Below are 18,499 nucleotides of genomic sequence, written 5' to 3' on the forward strand. Positions count from 1 at the left end.
CCCCCGCCGTCGCTGGCCTTTTCGGAAAGGAGGGGACCCCTATTAACGCCTGGTGCAGGTAAGGGGCCCCTTCTTAACACCCCTCGGCGCGGCGGGAGGCCGCCAGCCGGGTACGGCTTGACACCCCCCGGCGCGCCGGGCGGCCGCCGACCGGGGTAGGGCGGCGGGAGGGATGCCGGGTCGGCGTGGTTGCGGCAAGATCGATGGCATGGATCTCGGACTGACCGACCGGGTGTACGTACTCACCGGCGCCTCTCGCGGCCTCGGCCACGCCACCGCACAGTGCCTGGTCGCCGACGGTGCCCGGGTGGTCCTGGCCGCCCGGCGGGACGACGCGGTGGCGACTGCGGTGGCCGACCTCGGCGGGCCGGAGCGGGCCGTCGGGATCACCGCCGACCTGGCCGACCCGGACACGCCCGAGCGGCTTGTCGCCGCCGCCCGGCAGCACTTCGGTCGGCTCGACGGCGCGCTGGTCTCGGTCGGCGGCCCACCGCCCGGCAGCGCCGCCTCGATCGACGATCAGCAGTGGCGGCAGTCCTTCGAGACTGTCTTCCTGGGCAGCGTACGCATGGTGCGCACGGTCGCCACCGCGTTGCCCGACGGCGGCGCGATCGCGCTGGTGCTCTCCACCTCGGCCCGCAGCCCAGTGCCCGGCCTGGGCATCTCCAACGGGCTGCGGCCCGGTCTGGCCGGCGTCGCCAAGGACGTCGCCGACGAGTACGGCCCGCGCGGTGTACGAGTCGTCGGGCTGCTCCCGGGGCGGATCATGACCGACCGCAACCGGGAACTCTTCGCTGCCAGCGGCGATCCCGAGCGGGCTCGGGCCGACGCGGAAGCTGGCATCCCGCTGCGCCGCATCGGCGAACCGGCCGAATTCGGTCGGGTCGCCGCGTTCGTTCTCTCGCCTGCGGCGAGCTACCTCACCGGGGTCACCATCCCGGTCGACGGTGGCGCGCTGCGCGGCCTGTGAGCGCCGGGCCGGGCGGCGGCGACCGGCCGGCCGACCACCCGGACGCGAAGCGCCGTCCGAGCCAGCCGGCCCCGCCGGTCCGACCCGATCCGCGACCCCAAGCGGATCCACTCCGCCGGCCATCCCCACCGCGTCGCCCGAGCCAGCCGAGCCCTCGGTTCACCCGGCAGGAGTTGGCCGCGGCTGCCGACCGCACCCTGCCGGACGTGATCGCCACCGGGTTGGACGTGCTCTTCGTCGGGATCAACCCGGGGTTGTGGTCGGCGGCGACCGGTTGGCACTTCGCCCGCCCCGGCAACCGGTTCTGGCCGGCGCTGCACCGGGGCGGTTTCACGCCGCGGCTGATGCACCCCAGCGAGCAGGGTGAGTTGCCCGAGTTGGGGCTCGGCATCACCAACATGGTCGACCGGGCCAGTGCCCGCGCCGACGAACTGACTCCGGCCGAACTCCTGGCCGGCGCGCAGACGTTGACCGCTAAGGTGGCCCGGTACCGGCCCCGCTGGGTGGCGGTGGTCGGGGTGACCGCGTACCGGATCGGGTTCGCCCGGCCCAAGGCAGGCTTCGGCCCGCAGCCGGAGCCGCTGGCCGACGCCCGGTTGTGGGTGCTGCCCAATCCCAGCGGACTGAACGCGCACTACACACCGCAGACCCTCGGTGCGGCCTTCGCCGAACTACGCCAGGCCACTCGGCAGCAGTGACGGCACGTCCGGCCAGCAGCCCGCGAGCCGGACGCATCCGCCGAGGTCAGGCGGGTGACCTTTCGGTCGCGGCCGACGCCGCCCAGTCGATCGTGTAGCGCTGCTCGGGTCCCAGAATCCGCTCCGGCTTCATCGCGACCCGCATCAGCAACCGCATCATCAGCGGCATGACCACCCGCCCCATCGGGCCCGGGGCCTTGGCCTGGTTGATCCGGGCCGCGCGGGCGGCGATGCCCTCCACCCGGGCGCGCCGCAACCGCTCGTACGCGGCCAGGGCCGCCGGCAGGTCCGGCAGGTCACGCAGGCAGCGGGCGAGCTGCACGGCGCTCTCGACGGCCAGCGACGCCCCCTGCCCGGAGCTGTTGGACGGTGCGTGCACCGCGTCGCCGACAAGCACCATCCGACCCCGGTGCCAGTGCGGCACCCGAGGCATGATGTGCAGCGATCCGGAGACCTGCAACTCGTCCGGGTCGCTGGTACGGATCAGCGCGGCACCGGGATCGTCGTCGGCGTAGCTCTCCCGCAGCCGGTTCCACCACTCGGCGGGCCGGATCGCCCGTGCCTCGGCCAGGCTCAGCGGCCGCTGTTGGGGCAGGTTCGCGCCCCACCGGGTGCCGCCGCCCGGCTCCGGCCAGTAGAGGTAGTAGCCGCGCCGGCCGAAAGCGAAGGTCATCGTGCCGGGCTCGGCGTCCACGGGGTGCGACGCCACAGACTCGAACCCGAGCACGCCGGTGTAGCGGGGTCCCGGCGCCTGCGGATCGACAAGCGCGCGGACCGTGGAGTGCACCCCGTCGGCGCCGATGAGGAGGTCGGCACTGGCGGTACTGCCGTCGGCGAACCTGGCGGTGACGCCGGTGGGGGTCTGCCGCGCGTCGACCAGGCGCCGGCCGTACTCGATCGGCACGCCCTCGGCTTCGGCCCGCTGGTGCAGCAGCCCGCTGAGGGCGTTGCGGTGCACCACCCGCAGCGGCGGGACGCCGGGCAGCACGGGCAGGTCGATGCGGTTCGCACCGAACGCCAGCACGGTGCGGTGGATCGGCGTGGCGAGGTCGATCACCAGTTGGTCCGCGCCCACGATCCGCAGCGCCGCCACGCCGTTGGGGGCCAGCGCCAGGGTGCCGCCGATGCCGCCGGCGGTGTTCGGGTACGTCTCGTACACGGTCGCCGTGATGCCGGCCCGCTTCAGTGCGAGCGCCGCGACCGGGCCGGCGATGCCGCCGCCGATGATGATCGCTGTGCGTACGTCGGTCATTGTTCCCTCCCAGGGAATCGGTTCGGTGCATGGCGAACCGCCCTGGGAGGGAACCCGGCTATGCTCGTTGGTTGCCGCCTCGTGCCGAGCGCCTTCCCAGGTGCGGTGTGAGGAGATGACCCCGGCGCGGTGTTGGCGCACCGCGCCGGGGTCGGTTCGTCATGACGAGGTGTCGTCGGGGCTGTCGCTCCTCTCCGGGGTGCTTGTGCGTTCCGCGAGGGCTGCCACCTCGGCCGGCAGCTCGCCGGTCTCGTGGAACGTCCGCCACTGGTCGAGGCCGGGAAAGGTGCCCGCGTCGAACTCGGCGAGCAGAGCGCGGATCCAGCTCGCCTCGGCCTCGCCCAGCACCAGGTCGTACTCGGACTCGACCAGGAACAGCCGGGGCACCTCGGTGGCGTGCCCGGCCAGCGCGGCGCGGGCCGTGGCGAGGTTGTCGACAAGCTGATGCAGTCGCTGTCGCAGCAGTTCGGCGGCCTCGTCGGGATGCAGCGCGGCCAGCACCGACAGGCCGGCCCGGAAGCGTGGGTACTCGGTCATCGGGGTGGCGAGCAGTTCACGTGCCCAGTCGACAAGCTCGGCCCGGCCGGCGTCGGTGATCCGGTACACCGTCCGCTCGGGACGCCGCCCGGCGCGTACGCTCTCCGCCGCCGCGATGAACCCGTGCCGATCGAGGTTGCCGACGACCGTGTAGAGCGAGCCCCACTTGATCGGCATGTCCTGGTCTTTGCCCCACCCACGCAGCGCCGTGGCGATCTCGTACGGATGCATCGGCCGTTGGGCCAGGACGGAGAGCACGGCCAGCGCCATGAGGTTGCCGACCTTGCGTCGCTTGGCCACCGGCACCACCCTCGCACGCGATTACTCGCAAGCGAGTATACAGCTATCGACCCCGGGTGGGTGGGTCAGTTGGCGGCGGCTGGCGGCAACGCCTCGTCCGCGACGTACTCCCGGGTCGGGATGATCACCGGCTCGGGCATGGTCGCGTCGGCGTACGGCGACGGCGAGTCGACCACCGCGAACTGGGTGCGGTACAGCTCGGCGTAGAGGCCACCCACCGCGACCAACTCGTCGTGGCGGCCCCGCTCGACGATCCGTCCCCCGTCCAGCACCAGGATCTGGTCGGCATCCCGGACGGTGGAGAGCCGGTGCGCGATCACCAACGCGGTACGCCCGGTCAACGCCACCGACAGCGCCCGCTGCACCGCCGCCTCGCTCTCCGAGTCGAGGTGCGCGGTCGCCTCGTCGAGGATCACGATCGACGGCGCCTTCAGCAGCAGCCGGGCGATGGCGATCCGCTGCTTCTCGCCGCCGGAGAAGCGGTAGCCCCGCTCGCCGACGGTGGTCTCCAGCCCGTCGGGCAGCGACCGGACCAGATCGGCCACCTGGGCACCGGCGAGGGCCGCCCACAACTCGTCGTCGGTGGCGTCCGGCTTGGCGTAGCGCAGGTTCTCCGCGATGGTCTCGTGGAACAGGTGCGAGTCCTGGGTGACCACGCCGATCTCGTCACGCAGCGAGTCGAGCGTGGCGTCGCGCACGTCCACCCCGCCGACCAGCACCTGCCCCTCGGTCACGTCGTAGATGCGCGAGATCAGTATGGAGAGCGTCGACTTGCCGGCGCCGGAGGGGCCGACAAGGGCCACCATCTGGCCCGGTTCGACCCTGAAGGACACGCCCTTGAGCACCGGCTCGTTGATCGTACGGTCGAGGGCGGCGACCTCCTCCAGCGACGCCAGCGAGATCTCCGCGGCGCTGGGGTAGCGGAAGCGCACGTCGCGGAACTCGACAGTGCCGGCGTCCCGGGGCACCGGCACCGCGTCGGACCGCTCCTTGATCGCCGGGTCCAGGTCGAGCACCTCGAAGACCCGGTCGAAGGAGACGAGCGCGCTCATCACGTCGACCCGGACGTTGCTCAGCGCGGTGAGCGGGCCATAGAGCCGGGTGAGCAGCAGAGCCAGGGTGACCACCGTGCCGGCGCTGACGTCGCCGGTCACCGCCAGCCAGCCACCGAGACCGTAGGTGAGGGCCTGGGCCAACGAGGCCACCAGCAGCATCGCCACGAAGAACGTCCGCGAGTACATCGCGGAGGTGATGCCGATGTCGCGTACCCGCTCGGCGCGGGCGGCGAACCGCGCGGCCTCCGCGTCCGGTCGGCCGAAGAGCTTCACCAGCAGCGCGCCCGCGACGCCGAACCGTTCGGTCATCGTCGCGTTCATCTTGGCGTCGAGGTTGTACGACTCGCGCGTGATCTCTGCCAACCGTCGGCCGACCCGCCGGGCCGGGATGATGAACACCGGCAGCAGCACCAGCGACAGCGCGGTGATCTGCCAGGAGAGGGTGAACATCACCGCCGCGGTGAGCACCAGTTGGATCACGTTGCTGACCACGCCGGACAACGTCGAGGTGAAGGCGCGCTGGGCGCCCAGCACGTCGTTGTTGAGTCGACTGACCAGCGCGCCGGTCTGGGTGCGGGTGAAGAACTGCAGCGGCATCCGTTGCACGTGGTCGTAGACCCGGGTGCGCAGGTCCAGGATGATGCCCTCGCCGATGCGCGCGGAATACCACCGTTGGGCCAGCGAGAGCAGGGCGTCGGCGACCGCGAGGGCGGCGATGAACAGGGCCAGCCGGATCACCAGCGCGGCGGCCTCGGCGCCGCCCCGGGTGATCGCGTCGATGACGTCACCGGCCAGCAGCGGGGTGGCCACCCCGATCACCGCGGCCACCACCACCGTGATCAGGAAGATGATGATGTCGCGGCGGTAGGGTTGGGCGAACGCCACGATGCGGCGGCCGACGCCGCGCTGCAACCGGTGGGTGGAGATCTCGTCGCGGCTGCGCATCGACCGGAGCATGCTCCAACCGCCCATGCCGCCGGCGGTCATGTGGTTGGACACGGTCACCTCCGGGTCGTCGCACTCAGCACGCCGTCGGGTCCATTCTCCCGATGCCTACGACAACCTCGCGAGTAACACCATTCTTCCCCGACGGTCCTTACACGTTACTCGCCGTGGCCGGCCAACGCGCGCAGCTGTCGCGTCTGCGCCTCCCGCTCGGCGCGCTGTTGCTCGGCGTGGCTTCGCCCGCTCGCCCCGGCGAGCAGCGCCTTGATCTCCACCACGGCGTCCCGGTCGTGGGCGAGCAGCGCCGCGGCCAGGTCGCGCACCGCGTCGTCCAGCTCATCACCGGGTACGACCAGATTCGCCAGGCCGACGCGATCCGCCTCGACGGCGTCCATCCGCCGGCCGGTGGCGCAGATCTCCAACGCCCGGGCGTAGCCGACCAGCTCGACCAGGCGCTTGGTGCCGGCCAGATCCGGCACCAGGCCCAGCGTGACCTCGGCCATCGACAACTTCGCATCCTCGGCCAGCACCCGCAGGTCGCAGGCGAGCGCCAACTGGAAGCCGGCGCCGATGGCATGTCCGCGTACGGCGGCGATCGACACGACGTCCGGCCGATGCAGCCAGGTGAACGCGCCCTGGAGATCCGCGATGCGATCGGCGCAGTCCGCCTCGGGCAGGGTGGACAGCTCGGCGAAGGAGTCCGGCCCGGAGGCGCCCACGACCGCGAGGTCGAGACCGGCGGAGAATGCCCGCCCCTCGCCCCGGACGATCACGACGCGTACGTCACCGGGCAGGTCGCGGGAGAATTCGCGCATCGCGCGCCACATGGCGGGTGTTTGCGCGTTGAGCACGTCGGGCCGGCACAGGGTGACTGTGGCTACCGGCCCGTCGCAGTCCAGCCGGACCCCGGTCGCCTCGGCGGTCACCGGGCGGCCCGGGTCTCGGTGGTGGTGGGCAACGCTGGCGGGCGCGTCACGCCTTCTTGCGACGCCGGGCGCCGCCGCGCTGTCGTAGTTGCACTCCGGACTCGGTGAGCACCCGGTGGATAAAACCGTAGGAGCGGCCGGTCGAGGCCGCGAGCGCGCGGATGCTCTCTCCCCCGGTGTACCGCTTGACCAGGTCCTTGGCGAGCGTCTGACGCTCGGCTCCGACGATCCGGCGACCCTTCTCAGTGCTGGTGGCTGTGCCCGTGGCTGCCATGCTGTGTCCTCACGTCCCAGACTGTGCGGTTCGGATACGGTCCCACCTATTAGACCGCCTCGAACGATCATGCGCCAGATATCAACTATTCGCCAACCGACACGCTATGCAATGTCAGCTTCCCGATAGGTGACGTCACCGTCCGTGTATGACAACGGGTGGGCCGCTCGCGCTTGGCTGCGCCGGCCGCTCCACAACTTTGTTAAAAGGGGGCCCCTGCTATACACGAGGCGTTAATAGGGGGCCCTTCCTTACACCTCAGGCGAGTTCGACGAGTTCGAGGAGGTCGTCGCTCCAGGCGTCCTCGTCGCCGTCGGGCAGCAGGATGGCGCGGTCGGGCTTGAGCGCGCTGACCGCGCCCGGGTCGTGAGTGACCAGCACGATCGCCCCCGGATAGCGGGCGATGGCGTCGAGCACCTGCTCCCGGCTGACCGGGTCGAGGTTGTTGGTCGGCTCGTCGAGCAGCAGTACGTTGGCGCCGGAACAGACCAGGGTGGCCAGGGCCAGCCGGGTCTTCTCCCCGCCGGAGAGCACCCCGGCGGGCTTGTCCACGTCCTCGCCGGAGAAGAGGAACGCGCCGAGGATCTTCCGTAGCTCGGTGTCGGTCTGCTCGATCGCGGCGGCCCGCATGTTGTCCAGCACGGTCCGCTGCACGTCCAACGTCTCGTGCTCCTGGGCGTAGTAACCCAGTCGCAGCCCGTGGCCGGGATGCACCTCGCCGGTGTCCGGCGTCAGCAGGCCGCCGAGCATCCGCAGCAGGGTGGTCTTGCCAGCACCGTTGAGGCCGAGGATGGCCACCCGGGAACCCCGGTCCACCGCCACGTTGACGTCGGTGAAGATCTCCAGGGAGCCGTACGACTTGGACAGGCCGGTCGCGGTCAGCGGCGTCTTGCCGCAGGGGGCCGGGGCGGGGAAGCGCACCTTCGCCACCTTGTCGGCGACGCGTACCTCCTCCAGGCCGGACATCAGCCGCTCGGCGCGGCGGGCCATGTTCTGCGCGGCGACGGTCTTGGTGGCCTTGGCCCGCATCTTGTCCGCCTGGGCCATCAGCGCGCCGGCCTTCTTCTCGGCGTTGGCCCGCTCGCGGCGACGCCGCCGCTCGTCGGTCTCCCGGGCCTCCAGGTACGCCTTCCAGCCCAGGTTGTACATGTCGACGACGGACCGGGTGGCGTCCAGGAACCAGACCTTGTTGACCACCGACTCCAGCAGGTCGCCGTCGTGCGAGATGACCACCAGGCCGCCCTTGTGGTTGCTGAGGAAGCCGCGCAGCCAGGTGATCGAATCGGCGTCCAGGTGGTTGGTGGGCTCGTCGAGCAGCAGGATGCCGCCGCCGTTCTCGCCCGCGTCCCGGAACAGGATCCGGGCCAGCTCGATGCGGCGACGCTGGCCGCCGGAGAGGGTGCCGATGGTCTGGGCCAGGGCCCGGTCGGGCAGCCCAAGGTTGGCGCAGATCCGGGCCGCCTCGGCCTCGGCCGCGTACCCGCCGAGGGCGGCGAACTGGTCCTCCAGCGCGCCGTAGCGGCGGACCAGCTTCTCGTCACCGCCGTCGTCGGCGAGGCGCTGCTCCAACTCCTTCATCTGCGACATCAGCACGTCCAGGCCGCGGGCGGAGAGCACCCGGTCCCGGCCGGTGACATCCAGGTCACCGGTACGCGGATCCTGCGGGAGGTAGCCGACGGCGCTGCGCCTGTCGATCTGCCCGGCGTACGGCTGTCCCTCGCCGGCGAGCACCTTGAGCGTGGTGGTCTTGCCGGCGCCGTTGCGGCCGACCAGGCCGATCCGGTCGCCCGGCTGCACCCGCAGCGTGGTGTCGGACAGCAGGATCCGGGCGCCGGCGCGCAGTTCCAGGCCGCTGGCAGTGATCATCTTGGGGACTCGCTCTCGGGGGCTCGAAGGGCTGACTCGGGGCACACGAAAGCGCCGGCGGGTCGAAATTCACCCGTCGGCGCGGGGCGTTCAGCCTTCGCAGCGCAGCACCCGGCAATTGTACCGGCACCCGGCCGAGACCCATCGGGGATTACCGACCAAGATCGTCGGGTACCCGGTTCGCCAGCCGGAGCGGTCGGCCCGCGAGCCACTGACTGATCGGGGTCATCATGGAGCTGAACGAGAATGCCCGCATCGACACCAGCCAGGTGGAGGACCGGCGAGGCAGCGGCGGAGGCGGCGGTGGGATGGGCATCCCCATCCCGATCGGCGGCGGACGCGGCGGCATCGTCGGCATCGTCATCGCCGTGCTCGTCGCCCTCGTCGGTGGCGGGTTCGGCCTGAACGCCATGACCGGCGGCGAGCAGGGCGGTGACAACACGGCGCTGGAGCAGCGGTGCGAGGCCCCGGACGCGCTGGAGCAGCTGGACTGCCGCAACACCCTGTACGTCAACTCGATCCAGGCGTACTGGCAGACCGCCCTGCCGCAGGCGCTCGGTGAGCAGTACCGGCCGACCCGGACGGTCTTCTTCAGCCAGGGCGTCAACACCGCCTGCGGCCAGGCCGACTCCGGTGTCGGCCCGTTCTACTGCCCGGCCGACTCGCTGGTCTACATCGACCTCTCCTTCTACCAGGTGCTGGCCGAGCAGCTCGGCGCCAGCGGTGAGTTCGCCCAGCCGTACGTGCTGGCCCACGAGTACGGCCACCACGTGCAGAACCTGCTCGGCACCAACGAGCAGGTCCGCCGCCAGCAGCAGCGTGACCCGGGCGCCGCCAACGAGCTGTCGGTACGCCTGGAACTCCAGGCCGACTGCTACGCGGGCGCCTGGGCGAAGAACGCCACCGGCACCGCCGACGACCGCGGCCAGAAGATCTTCACCAGCATCACCGAGACGGACATCGCCGAGGCCATCGACACCGCCGAGGCCATCGGCGACGACGCCATCTCCAAGCGCGCCGACCGCCCGGTGAACCCCGACGAGTTCACCCACGGCTCGTCCGCGCAGCGCCGGGAGTGGTTCAACCGGGGTTACGCCAACGGTGATCCGGCCGCCTGCGACACGTTCAGCGGCGCGGTCTGACCCGCTGCGGATCGACGCCCGTGCGGGCCGAGGACGGTCCGCACGGGTCGCCGGTCGTGGTCAGCCGGTGCCGGCCATCGCCGCGAGGCGCCGGGCGAGCCGGGCGGCGGCCTCCCGCAGCTCCACCGGCTCCAGCACCTCGGCGGGAAAATCCAGCCGGGCCACGTGCGCGGCGAGCCAGTCCAGGTCGTCCCCACCCACGACGAGCTGACACCACCCGGCGCGGTCGGGCTCGACCCGCCCCACCTGTGGCGGCACCCGCTCCCGCACCTGCTCCGGCCGCGCGTGCACCCGCACCCGGGCGAGATAGCGGTACGGCGCCGCAGTCACGGACCGCTGCACGAAAGCGACCGGGTCCGGGTGTTCCCGCACCGCGAAGCGCCAGGTGGTCGCCTTCACCTGACGCATCCGGTCCAGCCGGAAGGTACGCCAGTCGTCGCGGTCGACGTCGTACGCCATCAGATACCAGCGGCGGCCGGTGGTGACCATCCGCAGCGGCTCGACGGTGCGCTCGTGCTCCCCGCCGTCCCGGCCGACGTGACGGAACCGGACCCGCACCGTGTCGCGGCACGCCCGCGCCAGCGTCACCAGCAGCTCCGAGTCGATCTCGACGCCCGGGGCGACAAGCGTCTCGGTGGCACCGTGCACCGCCCGTACCTCGGCGCGCAGCCGGGGCGGCATCACCTGGTCGAGCTTGGCCAGCGCCCGCAGGGCCGCCTCGGCGGCACCGGTGACCGTGCCACCCGCCGCCAGCCGGACCGACACCGCAACCGCAACCGCCTCCTCGTCGTCGAAGAGCAGCGGCGGCAGTCGGCTGCCCGCACCGAGCTGGTAGCCGCCGCCCACCCCCGTCGTCGCGTGCACGGGGTAGCCGAGGGCACGCAGCCGCTGCACGTCACGGCGTACCGAGCGATCGGTGACGCCCAGGTCGGCGGCGAGTTCGGCGGCGGTCCAGGAGGGCCGCCGCTGGAGCAGCGACAGCAACCGCAGCACCCGTTCGGTGGTGGCCTCCACTGTCATAACCGCATCGTGGCACCGATTCCGGAACGACTCTGTCCGGTATCCGTACCAGGCTGGGGACCATGACCGACCAGGACTACCACACGCTGCTCCGGGAGCAGTTCGACTGGCACTGGACCCACCAGCTCCGCAGTCGTCTCGCCGGTCTCACCGACGACGAGTACTTCTGGGAGCCGATGCCCGGTTGTTGGAGCGTGCGCCCGCGTGGCACCTCCACCGCGCCGGTGCAGGCCGGTTCCGCTGCGATGACCATCGACTTCGCGATGCCGGAGCCCGACCCGCCGCCGTTCACGACGATCTCCTGGCGCCTCGGCCACGTGATCGTCGGCGTGCTCGCGGTACGCAACGCCGCGCACTTCGGTCGCGCGGCCACCGACTACGGGTCCTTCCCGTACGCCCCGACCGCCGCTGCGGCACTGTCCCAGCTCGACGCGGAGTACGCCACCTGGCTGGCCGGGGTCGAGTCGCTCGGCCCGGCCGGTATGGCCCGCCCCTGTGGGCCGGCGGAGGGCCCGTACGCCGAGCAGCCGCTGGCAACGCTCCTGCTGCACATCAACCGCGAGCTGATCCACCACCTGGCCGAGGTGTGCCTGCTGCGCGACCTGTACCAGCACTCTCATCCACAACCACGAACTGGAGACGGACCGGCATGACCCGCGATGTGCAGATCACCTTCGACTGCGCCGACCCGGCCGGGTTGGCCGCGTTCTGGGCCGAGGCGCTCGGCTACCGGCTGGCGGATCCGCCCCCAGGCTTCGCCTCCTGGGAGCAGGCTCTCGACGCCATGGGCATACCGCCCGACCAGCGCAACAATGCCTCGGCGGTGATCGACCCCGAAGGCCGTGGACCGCGACTGTTCTTCCAGCGGGTGCCGGAGGACAAGGAGACCAAGAACCGGGTGCACCTCGATGTACGCGCCGCGCCGGGGCTCGACGGCGACGCGCGGATGGCGGCCCTGGAGGCGGAGGCCGAGCGGCTCATCTCGTACGGCGCCACCCCGATCCGGCGGCACGATCCCCGTCCCCCACTCGATGCCGGCCACCTGGTGCTGGCCGACCCCGAGGGCAACGAGTTCTGCCTCGACTGAGCGCCTGCCGCCCCGCGGTGGCGCGGGGCGGCAGGCGTACCGCCCCCGGAGCCCGCGGCACTACCGCAGCAGTTGGTCGGTCAGTTCCCGCCAGCGGCGGGGGATGCCGAGGTCGAAGTACTTGGCCTTGACCAGGCTGATCTTCTGCTCCCGATCGGCGAACAGGGCCTGTACCGCCGAGTGCAGTTCGGCCAGGAAGCCGACCTCGCCGAGCCGGCGCAGACAGCCGCTCTCCAGGTGGACCGACCAGCCCGCCATGCCTGTGGTCCGAATCCGGACCGGTCACCGCGGGACGACGAGGCCGGCGAGGGTGCCCGATGGTGGCTGTGGGCCGCCGGGGCCGGCGTGGTGGTCCTGCTGGCGGCCGGCTGGGCGGTCGCCCGCCGCCGCCGGTCCTGAGCGCGGCTGTACGCCCACGGCGGCCACCGCCCGTCGGCTCGGCCGACGCCGCACCGACACGACACCTACCGACACAGGGGACGAATGATGGCTGACGTTGTTGGTGGCGACCTCTACCGCCTCTGGCGGGTCTCGCAGGTCCACCTCCCCCGGATCGCCGACGTCTACTACGACGCGGCCCGCACGGTCGCGGGCGCGCGCGGTTCGGGCTCGTCCAGCGACGGCGACGCCTTCCGGGACAGCACGCCCGTCGCCCCGGGATCGAGCGTGTTGTCGAGCCCGGTGGGGGCGGCCTGGGCCGAGCTGCGCAACGAGCTACAGCACATGTACACGCAGATCGGCGACACCGTCCAGCTCGGCGCGGAGGGCATCCGGCAGGCGACCCAGGCCTACCTCGACACCGATCAGGTCAACTCCGACGCGCTGCGGCTCTACCTCAACGATCCCCGCAACCACAACCTGGACGATCCGGCGTCGAACCCGCCGGCGGAGGGCGCCGACGACCACCCCGGCACCCCGCCGCCACTGCCCTGACCGGCAGCGCCATCGACCTCCCACCGGCAGCCAGAAGGACACCCCTGCGATGACCGACACCGTGACCACCCCGGCCGAACTCAGCGGCGGCAGCTACGAGAGCACCGTACGGACCAAGGCCGAGCAGTTGAAGCAGGAACTGATCCGGCAGACGCTCGACGACGTGGAATCCTGGCGCAAGGCCGTCGACGTGCAGTGGGCGCGGGATCACCCGGAGAGCCCGATGTCGCCGATCCCGCCGGAGGAGATCGAGGGGTATCGCCAGAACGTCCGCAACGAGTACTACGAGTGGGTGGTGCCCGCGTTCGAGCGGCACCTGATGCCGGACCCGGACGCCATCAACCCGATGATCGACGGTCTGCGCACCATCGAGAGTACGTTCCAGGGCAGCCAGGACGGCGCGGGGAACTTCGTCCCGGCCAGCGCCGCCCTCTCCCGGATCAACGACGTGCGATCGGACCTGAACCACTGGGAGGGTGACCTTCAGGTCAACTTCATCGACAACTTCCTGACGCCGTTGCAGAACGTCTCGGTCAACCAGGCGGCGGTGGCCAAGGTCGTCCGCGAACAGCTCGAATGCAGCAAGGTGATGTACATCCGGTACCGCAAGGCGGTCGTGGAGTTGCTCGACCAGTCCATCGCCGCGGTCCGGGAGTTGAACAACAGCAAGGATCCGAAGGCCCACACCTGGGGGACGCTTGTCGGCATCGCCGTCGGCACCGGCCTCACCCTCGCCACCGGGGGCGTGGCCGTCGCCGGCGCCGTCCTCATCATCGGCAGCACCATGGCGCAGGGACTGGTGCCGACCCCGCCCCAGACCAACGACCTGAGCGCCCCCACCGCCCAGGAGGTGGCGGTCAACATCAGCGACGCGTTGAGCAAGCTCAGCGGTGACGTCTTCGAGGAGGAACGCAAGGTCCGCGACGCCTTCAGCAACATCTGCGAGACCATCGCCACCTCGCGGGCCGCCTCGATCAGGAGCAACACCTCCGGCCCGCTCGCGGTCGCCACACCTGCCGTCAGCAGCGCCCGGCCATCCGAGATCACCGACGGCTCGCTGCGTCCCTCCTAGCCGTCCGCCTGCGGTTCGCGTACCAGGATGCGGACCGCACGGGCGGCGACAGCGGCGGCCAGCAGCACCGCGTGCCGGGGCTCCGGCACGTCCAGCAGCCGGCCGGCGCGCAGCGCGGCCAACGGCGCCAGCCGGCGGTCGGCCAGGATGCTGTCCACCGCCCGTCGGTCCCCACCGCCGACCACCGCGTCCAGCCGGTCAGCCTGCGGCAACAGCAGCCGGACCGCGATTTCGACGGCGTCGGCGAGCGCCGCCTTCGCCTGGTTGTCCCGCCGCCGCGCGAACCGCTGCTGCGACCACCCACCCGCGGCGGTACGCCCCTGCACGTACCGGGTGTCCACCTTGTGCAGCGGCAGCCGCTCCCCTTCCGCGACGCCTATCGCCACCGCGCCCTTGCGGGCCAGCAGCAGCCCGATCCGGCGGGCCACGACGGCCTCGGTCACGAAGGTTTCCAGGTCGGCGGCGACAGGTGCACCAGGTGGCGCGTGCAGTTCGGCGGTCGCACCGTCCGGCGCGGTCAGCGTCAGTCCGTGCTCGTGGCCGGCGACCACGGGCGGGCCGTGCCGGTCGGCGAAGCCCTCGATCCACCGGCCGAGCCGGGCCGGATCGACAGTGACCCACCGGCCGCCCCCGGCAGCGGGTTGGCTGTTCATCACCCGACCGTACGGCACGGTAGAGCGGCAGGCGGGGAGGGCATCGGGTGACGGTCCTCCCCGCCTGCCCGCCGGTCAGTGCACCGTGAGGTTGCCGCCGGTCAGCTTCACCTCGCCGGTCCCCGCCCCGGTCCAGTCGGACGAGAAGAGCAGTAGACCGCCCTGCCACAGGGTCAGCCCGACGCTGTCGTTGCGGCCGGGGGTGCCCCGGTCGGTCACCGTGACCGCAAGCGTCAGGCCGCTGGTCACCAGCTTGCCCTTGCTGTCGTACAGGCCGGCCCGGTAGCGCACCTCGGCGGTCCGGCCGGTCGAGGTCATCCCGATGCCGTCGATGGTGGTGGCCTTGACCTGGAAGGTCTTGCCGCCGGAGCGAAACTCGATGTCGGCCTTGCCCGAGGCGGTCTTCTTGCCCGTGGCGGGCTTCGCGGTCAGCTCCACCTCGACCTTCGAGTTCCGGTCGGCCGGGTACCTCCCGGCGGACCGGTTCACCGTGAGGTGGCCGCCACCGGTGAGGAAGCCGCCGTCGGAGCCGGCCACCCGGACCGTGGCGGTGGTCCGGCCGGTGTAGTACCCACCGACCGTCGCGGTGACCTGGTGCGTGCCCGCCGGCAGGGTGGCCGCGCAGGCCGCCGAACCGGTGGTGGTGGCGGTGCCGAGCAGGTCCACCACGGCGGTGCAGAGCGTCGCTCCGCCCGCGGTGAAGGTCACCGTGGCGTTGCCCAGGTCACCGGCGGTGGGGTCGGTCGCCGAGGGCAGCACGGAGCTGTCCCGCAGCACGACCCGCAGCAGCGCCTTGCCGGCGTCGCCACGATTCGCGGTGCTCACCAGCGTGTCACCGACCCAGGTCGCCGCCGCGTCCTCGCGCGTGATCCGGATGGTGAACGAGGTGCTGCCGGCCAGGCCGGTGCCGTCGGAGACGGCGACGGTGACCGGGTAGTCGCCCGGGGCTGCCGTCGCGGTGCCGGTGACCGTCCAGCTCCGGGTGCCGGGCCGGGTGTCCGTCGCGGAGGTGTCCGCCACGGTCAGGGCCAGGCCGACCGGCAGGCCGGTGGCGGACGCGGTGAGTGCCGTGCCGGGACCGTCGGCGTCGGACGCGGTGACCGTCACCGTCGGCGACAGCGGATCGCTGTACTGGACGCTGGCCCCGCCTGCCGTGGCGTTGTCGGACACCTCGGGGGCGGACCGGATGGTGAACTCGGCGTCGTTGACGGCGAAGAAGACGTTGCCCACCGCCTCGATCCTGAGTCGCGCCGCTCCGGTCGCCACGTTCGGCAGGTGCACCGTGGCGCTACCGGTGTTCGGCGTGCTCTCGGCCAGCACGTACGGGAAGGTCTCGCCGCCGTCGGCGGAAAGCGTGATCTTCACGGTGCTGACGTTCACCGGTGCCACGTCGGTGCCGGCCACGTCCCAGGTCACGGTCTGGGCCGAGGCACCGTCGAGGACGGCGGCGTCGGCCTGCGAGGTGACCAGGAACGGCCCGGCCTCCGGGGCCAGCGTCAGGGCGACGTTGGCGCTGCCGACGCCACCGCCACCCAGCCGGCCGTCGCGGGCGGTGAGCTTGAAGTTGAGGGTCCGGTCGTTGTTGACACCGACCCAGTCCCGGGTGGGCAGGAACTCCGAGTAGCAGTCCAGGATCTCCGGCGGCACGTTCGAGGCGCTACCGCTGGCCGGCGGTGCCGGGGCGGCCGGGCAGGCACCCGTGGCCGCGTTGGTGTTGCCCGCCAGGACCTGCTTGAGGTCCGGGAAGACCCGGGTCGAGTTGGTGGTGACCGCGTTCTGGCCCGGCGAGTGGTACTTCAGGGCGTCCTCCGGCGACACCCACGCCGGCTCGCCGAAGACCCGGAACAGCGGGCCATTGGTCTTGGTGTTGTTCACCAGCGCGGTGCCGGCGCTGCCACCCCTGTCGTTCTGCTCCCAGAGGTACGTGATCGGGTCACGGTCGGCGTCGGTGGCGCTGCCGGTCAGCGCGAACGGCGTACGCACCGGAATGGTGACGTTGCCCGGCACGGTGACCACGGGAGCGTGGTTGGTGGTCTGCTCGACCAGGTGGCCGCCGTTGTCGATGGCGCCGCCCTTGGCGGTTTCACCGACGAAACCGGCGGCACCACTGAGGTTGGTGAGGGTGAGCGCGGCGACGTTGGTGCCGGCCAGGGCGCCAGCGAAGGTGACCTGGAAGCCGGTGTCGTTGAGCGTGCCGCTGCCGCCGAAGGCGGCCACGTTCACCGTGCCGCCCGCCGGCCAGCCCGCGATCGACTCGATCGCCGCCTTGATGCCCGCGGTGGTGTAGTTGATCCCGCGCACGATCGGTGCCGAGTCCGCGCCGCCGTAGGTGACGGTGAACGAGTCACCGTCGGTGTCGAAGTCGCGCAGCGACACCGTCTGCACCTCGTTGATCGCCGGGCGGGTCGAGGTCACGAAGTTCGTGATCTCGGTGTAGGTGCGGTGCGACCAGTACGGATCGGTGTGCGGCTGGAGGTTGTCCTGCTGGCAGATGCCGGCGTACGCCATGATCGACGAACCGCTGCCCGGCTCGTACGAGTTGGCCGCGCTGCGGTTGCCGCCGGAGCAGTTCCACTGGTTGCCGTTGAAGGTGTGGTTGCCGGCGAACTGGTGGCCGATCTCGTGTGCCACGTAGTCGACCGCGAAGTAGTCGCCGACCGGGTTCGGCAGGCCGGTGCAGCCCCGGGCCTTGCCGTCGCCGCCGACCACGCCGAGACCGGCGATGCCGCCGCCGGCGAGACCGAGTCCGATGTGGCCGACGTCGTAGTTGCCGGCCCCGACGAGTTGGCCGAGCACGATCCGGTTGCGGTTGAGCAGGCCGCTGCTGCACCCGCTGAGCTGGGCCGGGGTGTAGCAGGCGGCAGCGCCGCACGGGCCGTTCGGCTCGGTGGCCAGCGCCGGGGTGTTCAAGTTGGTCTTGTCGGTCTCGTCGACTAGGACGAGCCGGATCGCGGTCTCGTCCTCGTAGATCTGGTTCACCCGGTTGACCAGCGTCACCTTCGCCGCGGTCACGTTCTCCGCGCCGAAGTAGGTGGCGTACGACGGGTCGGTGACGAACGCGAGGCGGTAGGTGCGCAGCGTCACCAGCGGGCCCACCACCGGCTCGTCGTGCGCCTCGTGGATCTCGTCGTGCAGCGCGTGGGCCGCCGACTCGACGTCCTCCCGCTCGACGAAGTCACCGTGCCGGTTCTCCAGGTCACGGGCGAAGTAGCTGGCGTACAGGCTCTGGTCGCGCTGGTAGTAGGGGTCGATGTACCAGGCGCCGTCGGCCGAGCGGACCGAGGCGTGGAAGCCGAGTGGGGTCAGGTCCGCCCGCATCGTCGCGGTCGGATCATCCAGACCACGGCCCGCGTACGTGGTGATCTCCGGATGCCTCGCGGCCAGGCCGGCTTCCATCACCGGTGACTTCACCAGTTGGAAGCGTTGGAAGGTGCCGTCCGGCGCGGGCAGCGACACCACCTGGCTCGCTTGGCGCAGCGCCCGACGGTTCTCCGTGGGTGCCTTGTCCAGCACGCCCTTGATGCCGGCGCGGTCCAGGGTGTACGCGCTCAGCCGGGTCGCCTTGATGGCGGCGGCCCGGCCGGACTTGGTCGCGGCGGGCTTGCCGTCCACCTTGCGCCATGGCCCGTCGCCGGCGGGTGCGGCGCTGGCCGGTGCCGGTGCCGCCAGCACCGGCAGCATCGCCGCGGTCAGCGCGGCGACCAGGATGCCGGCCAGCCGGCCACGGCGTGCGCGACCGCCCGGTTGAGGGGTGCGGAGGATCCTCAAG

Annotated in this window: 17 protein-coding genes; 7 read left to right on the plus strand and 10 right to left on the minus strand. The window is 71.6% G+C overall.

Going from position 1 to position 18,499, the window contains the following annotated elements; translation table 11 throughout:
- Positions 1 to 208: 208 nt before the first annotated feature.
- Together C1I93_RS10290 and mug are read left to right on the plus strand one after the other, a co-directional pair.
- On the plus strand, positions 209 to 970 hold the full coding sequence (locus C1I93_RS10290; RefSeq protein WP_111243021.1) for an SDR family oxidoreductase: 762 nt from the start codon (positions 209 to 211) through the stop codon (positions 968 to 970).
- Between the two features lie 173 nt (positions 971 to 1,143).
- Positions 1,144 to 1,668 carry a G/U mismatch-specific DNA glycosylase gene (gene mug / locus C1I93_RS10295; protein ID WP_223256748.1) on the plus strand — a complete coding sequence of 175 codons (525 nt, stop codon included), beginning with the start codon at positions 1,144 to 1,146 and terminating at the stop codon, positions 1,666 to 1,668.
- 46 nt (positions 1,669 to 1,714) lie between these two features.
- Here mug and C1I93_RS10300 read toward each other — a convergent pair whose 3' ends face one another.
- The 6 genes from C1I93_RS10300 to C1I93_RS10325 form a co-directional block, all read right to left on the minus strand.
- Positions 1,715 to 2,920: an FAD-dependent oxidoreductase gene (locus C1I93_RS10300; RefSeq protein ID WP_111243023.1), complete on the minus strand. Its 1,206-nt coding sequence runs from the start codon at positions 2,918 to 2,920 to the stop codon at positions 1,715 to 1,717.
- Positions 2,921 to 3,079: 159 nt separating this feature from the next.
- A complete protein-coding gene (locus tag C1I93_RS10305; protein ID WP_111243043.1) occupies positions 3,080 to 3,757 on the minus strand; it encodes a PadR family transcriptional regulator in 678 nt (225 codons plus the stop codon).
- 65 nt (positions 3,758 to 3,822) lie between these two features.
- Positions 3,823 to 5,799, minus strand: coding sequence for an ABC transporter ATP-binding protein (locus C1I93_RS10310; RefSeq protein ID WP_111243044.1), 1,977 nt, complete (start codon positions 5,797 to 5,799; stop codon positions 3,823 to 3,825).
- 116 nt (positions 5,800 to 5,915) lie between these two features.
- Positions 5,916 to 6,683 carry an enoyl-CoA hydratase/isomerase family protein gene (locus C1I93_RS10315; protein WP_111243024.1) on the minus strand — a complete coding sequence of 256 codons (768 nt, stop codon included), beginning with the start codon at positions 6,681 to 6,683 and terminating at the stop codon, positions 5,916 to 5,918.
- Between the two features lie 46 nt (positions 6,684 to 6,729).
- Positions 6,730 to 6,957, minus strand: a complete 228-nt coding sequence (locus C1I93_RS10320; protein ID WP_007072022.1) for a helix-turn-helix domain-containing protein — start codon at positions 6,955 to 6,957, stop codon at positions 6,730 to 6,732.
- Positions 6,958 to 7,215: 258 nt separating this feature from the next.
- A complete protein-coding gene (locus C1I93_RS10325; protein WP_111243025.1) occupies positions 7,216 to 8,823 on the minus strand; it encodes an ABC-F family ATP-binding cassette domain-containing protein in 1,608 nt (535 codons plus the stop codon).
- 230 nt (positions 8,824 to 9,053) lie between these two features.
- On the opposite strand from C1I93_RS10325, the gene ypfJ reads away from it, so the two are divergent.
- The gene (gene ypfJ / locus C1I93_RS10330; protein WP_111243026.1) at positions 9,054 to 9,965 is read left to right on the plus strand and encodes a KPN_02809 family neutral zinc metallopeptidase; all 912 of its coding nucleotides are present in this window, start codon (positions 9,054 to 9,056) and stop codon (positions 9,963 to 9,965) included.
- Between the two features lie 60 nt (positions 9,966 to 10,025).
- Here ypfJ and C1I93_RS10335 read toward each other — a convergent pair whose 3' ends face one another.
- Positions 10,026 to 10,985, minus strand: a complete 960-nt coding sequence (locus C1I93_RS10335) for a helix-turn-helix transcriptional regulator (RefSeq protein WP_111243027.1) — start codon at positions 10,983 to 10,985, stop codon at positions 10,026 to 10,028.
- A gap of 62 nt (positions 10,986 to 11,047) precedes the next feature.
- Here C1I93_RS10335 and C1I93_RS10340 point away from each other — a divergent pair, with 62 nt between their 5' ends.
- Together C1I93_RS10340 and C1I93_RS10345 are read left to right on the plus strand one after the other, a co-directional pair.
- Positions 11,048 to 11,638: a DinB family protein gene (locus tag C1I93_RS10340; RefSeq protein WP_111243028.1), complete on the plus strand. Its 591-nt coding sequence runs from the start codon at positions 11,048 to 11,050 to the stop codon at positions 11,636 to 11,638.
- Complete coding sequence (locus C1I93_RS10345; RefSeq protein WP_111243029.1) at positions 11,635 to 12,072, plus strand: VOC family protein; 438 nt, start codon at positions 11,635 to 11,637, stop codon at positions 12,070 to 12,072. Before C1I93_RS10340 ends, C1I93_RS10345 begins: the two co-directional genes overlap by 4 nt.
- 60 nt (positions 12,073 to 12,132) lie before the next feature.
- Here C1I93_RS10345 and C1I93_RS10350 read toward each other — a convergent pair whose 3' ends face one another.
- Complete coding sequence (locus C1I93_RS10350; RefSeq protein ID WP_111243030.1) at positions 12,133 to 12,330, minus strand: hypothetical protein; 198 nt, start codon at positions 12,328 to 12,330, stop codon at positions 12,133 to 12,135.
- 228 nt (positions 12,331 to 12,558) lie between these two features.
- Between C1I93_RS10350 and C1I93_RS10355 the strand changes: the two genes are divergently transcribed.
- Positions 12,559 to 13,005, plus strand: a complete 447-nt coding sequence (locus tag C1I93_RS10355; RefSeq protein WP_223256558.1) for a hypothetical protein — start codon at positions 12,559 to 12,561, stop codon at positions 13,003 to 13,005.
- Positions 13,006 to 13,054: 49 nt separating this feature from the next.
- A complete protein-coding gene (locus C1I93_RS10360; RefSeq protein ID WP_111243032.1) occupies positions 13,055 to 14,077 on the plus strand; it encodes a hypothetical protein in 1,023 nt (340 codons plus the stop codon).
- On the opposite strand, the gene C1I93_RS10365 is transcribed toward C1I93_RS10360, so the two are convergent.
- The gene (locus C1I93_RS10365; protein ID WP_111243045.1) at positions 14,074 to 14,730 is read right to left on the minus strand and encodes an acVLRF1 family peptidyl-tRNA hydrolase; all 657 of its coding nucleotides are present in this window, start codon (positions 14,728 to 14,730) and stop codon (positions 14,074 to 14,076) included. The two genes, C1I93_RS10360 and C1I93_RS10365, sit on opposite strands and share 4 nt — an antisense overlap.
- 75 nt (positions 14,731 to 14,805) lie before the next feature.
- Positions 14,806 to 18,498: a reprolysin-like metallopeptidase gene (locus C1I93_RS10370; RefSeq protein WP_223256560.1), complete on the minus strand. Its 3,693-nt coding sequence runs from the start codon at positions 18,496 to 18,498 to the stop codon at positions 14,806 to 14,808.
- Position 18,499: the final 1 nt, after the last annotated feature.

Source organism: Micromonospora endophytica, from assembly GCF_003236305.1.
GTDB classification, from domain to species: Bacteria; Actinomycetota; Actinomycetes; order Mycobacteriales; family Micromonosporaceae; genus Micromonospora; species Micromonospora endophytica.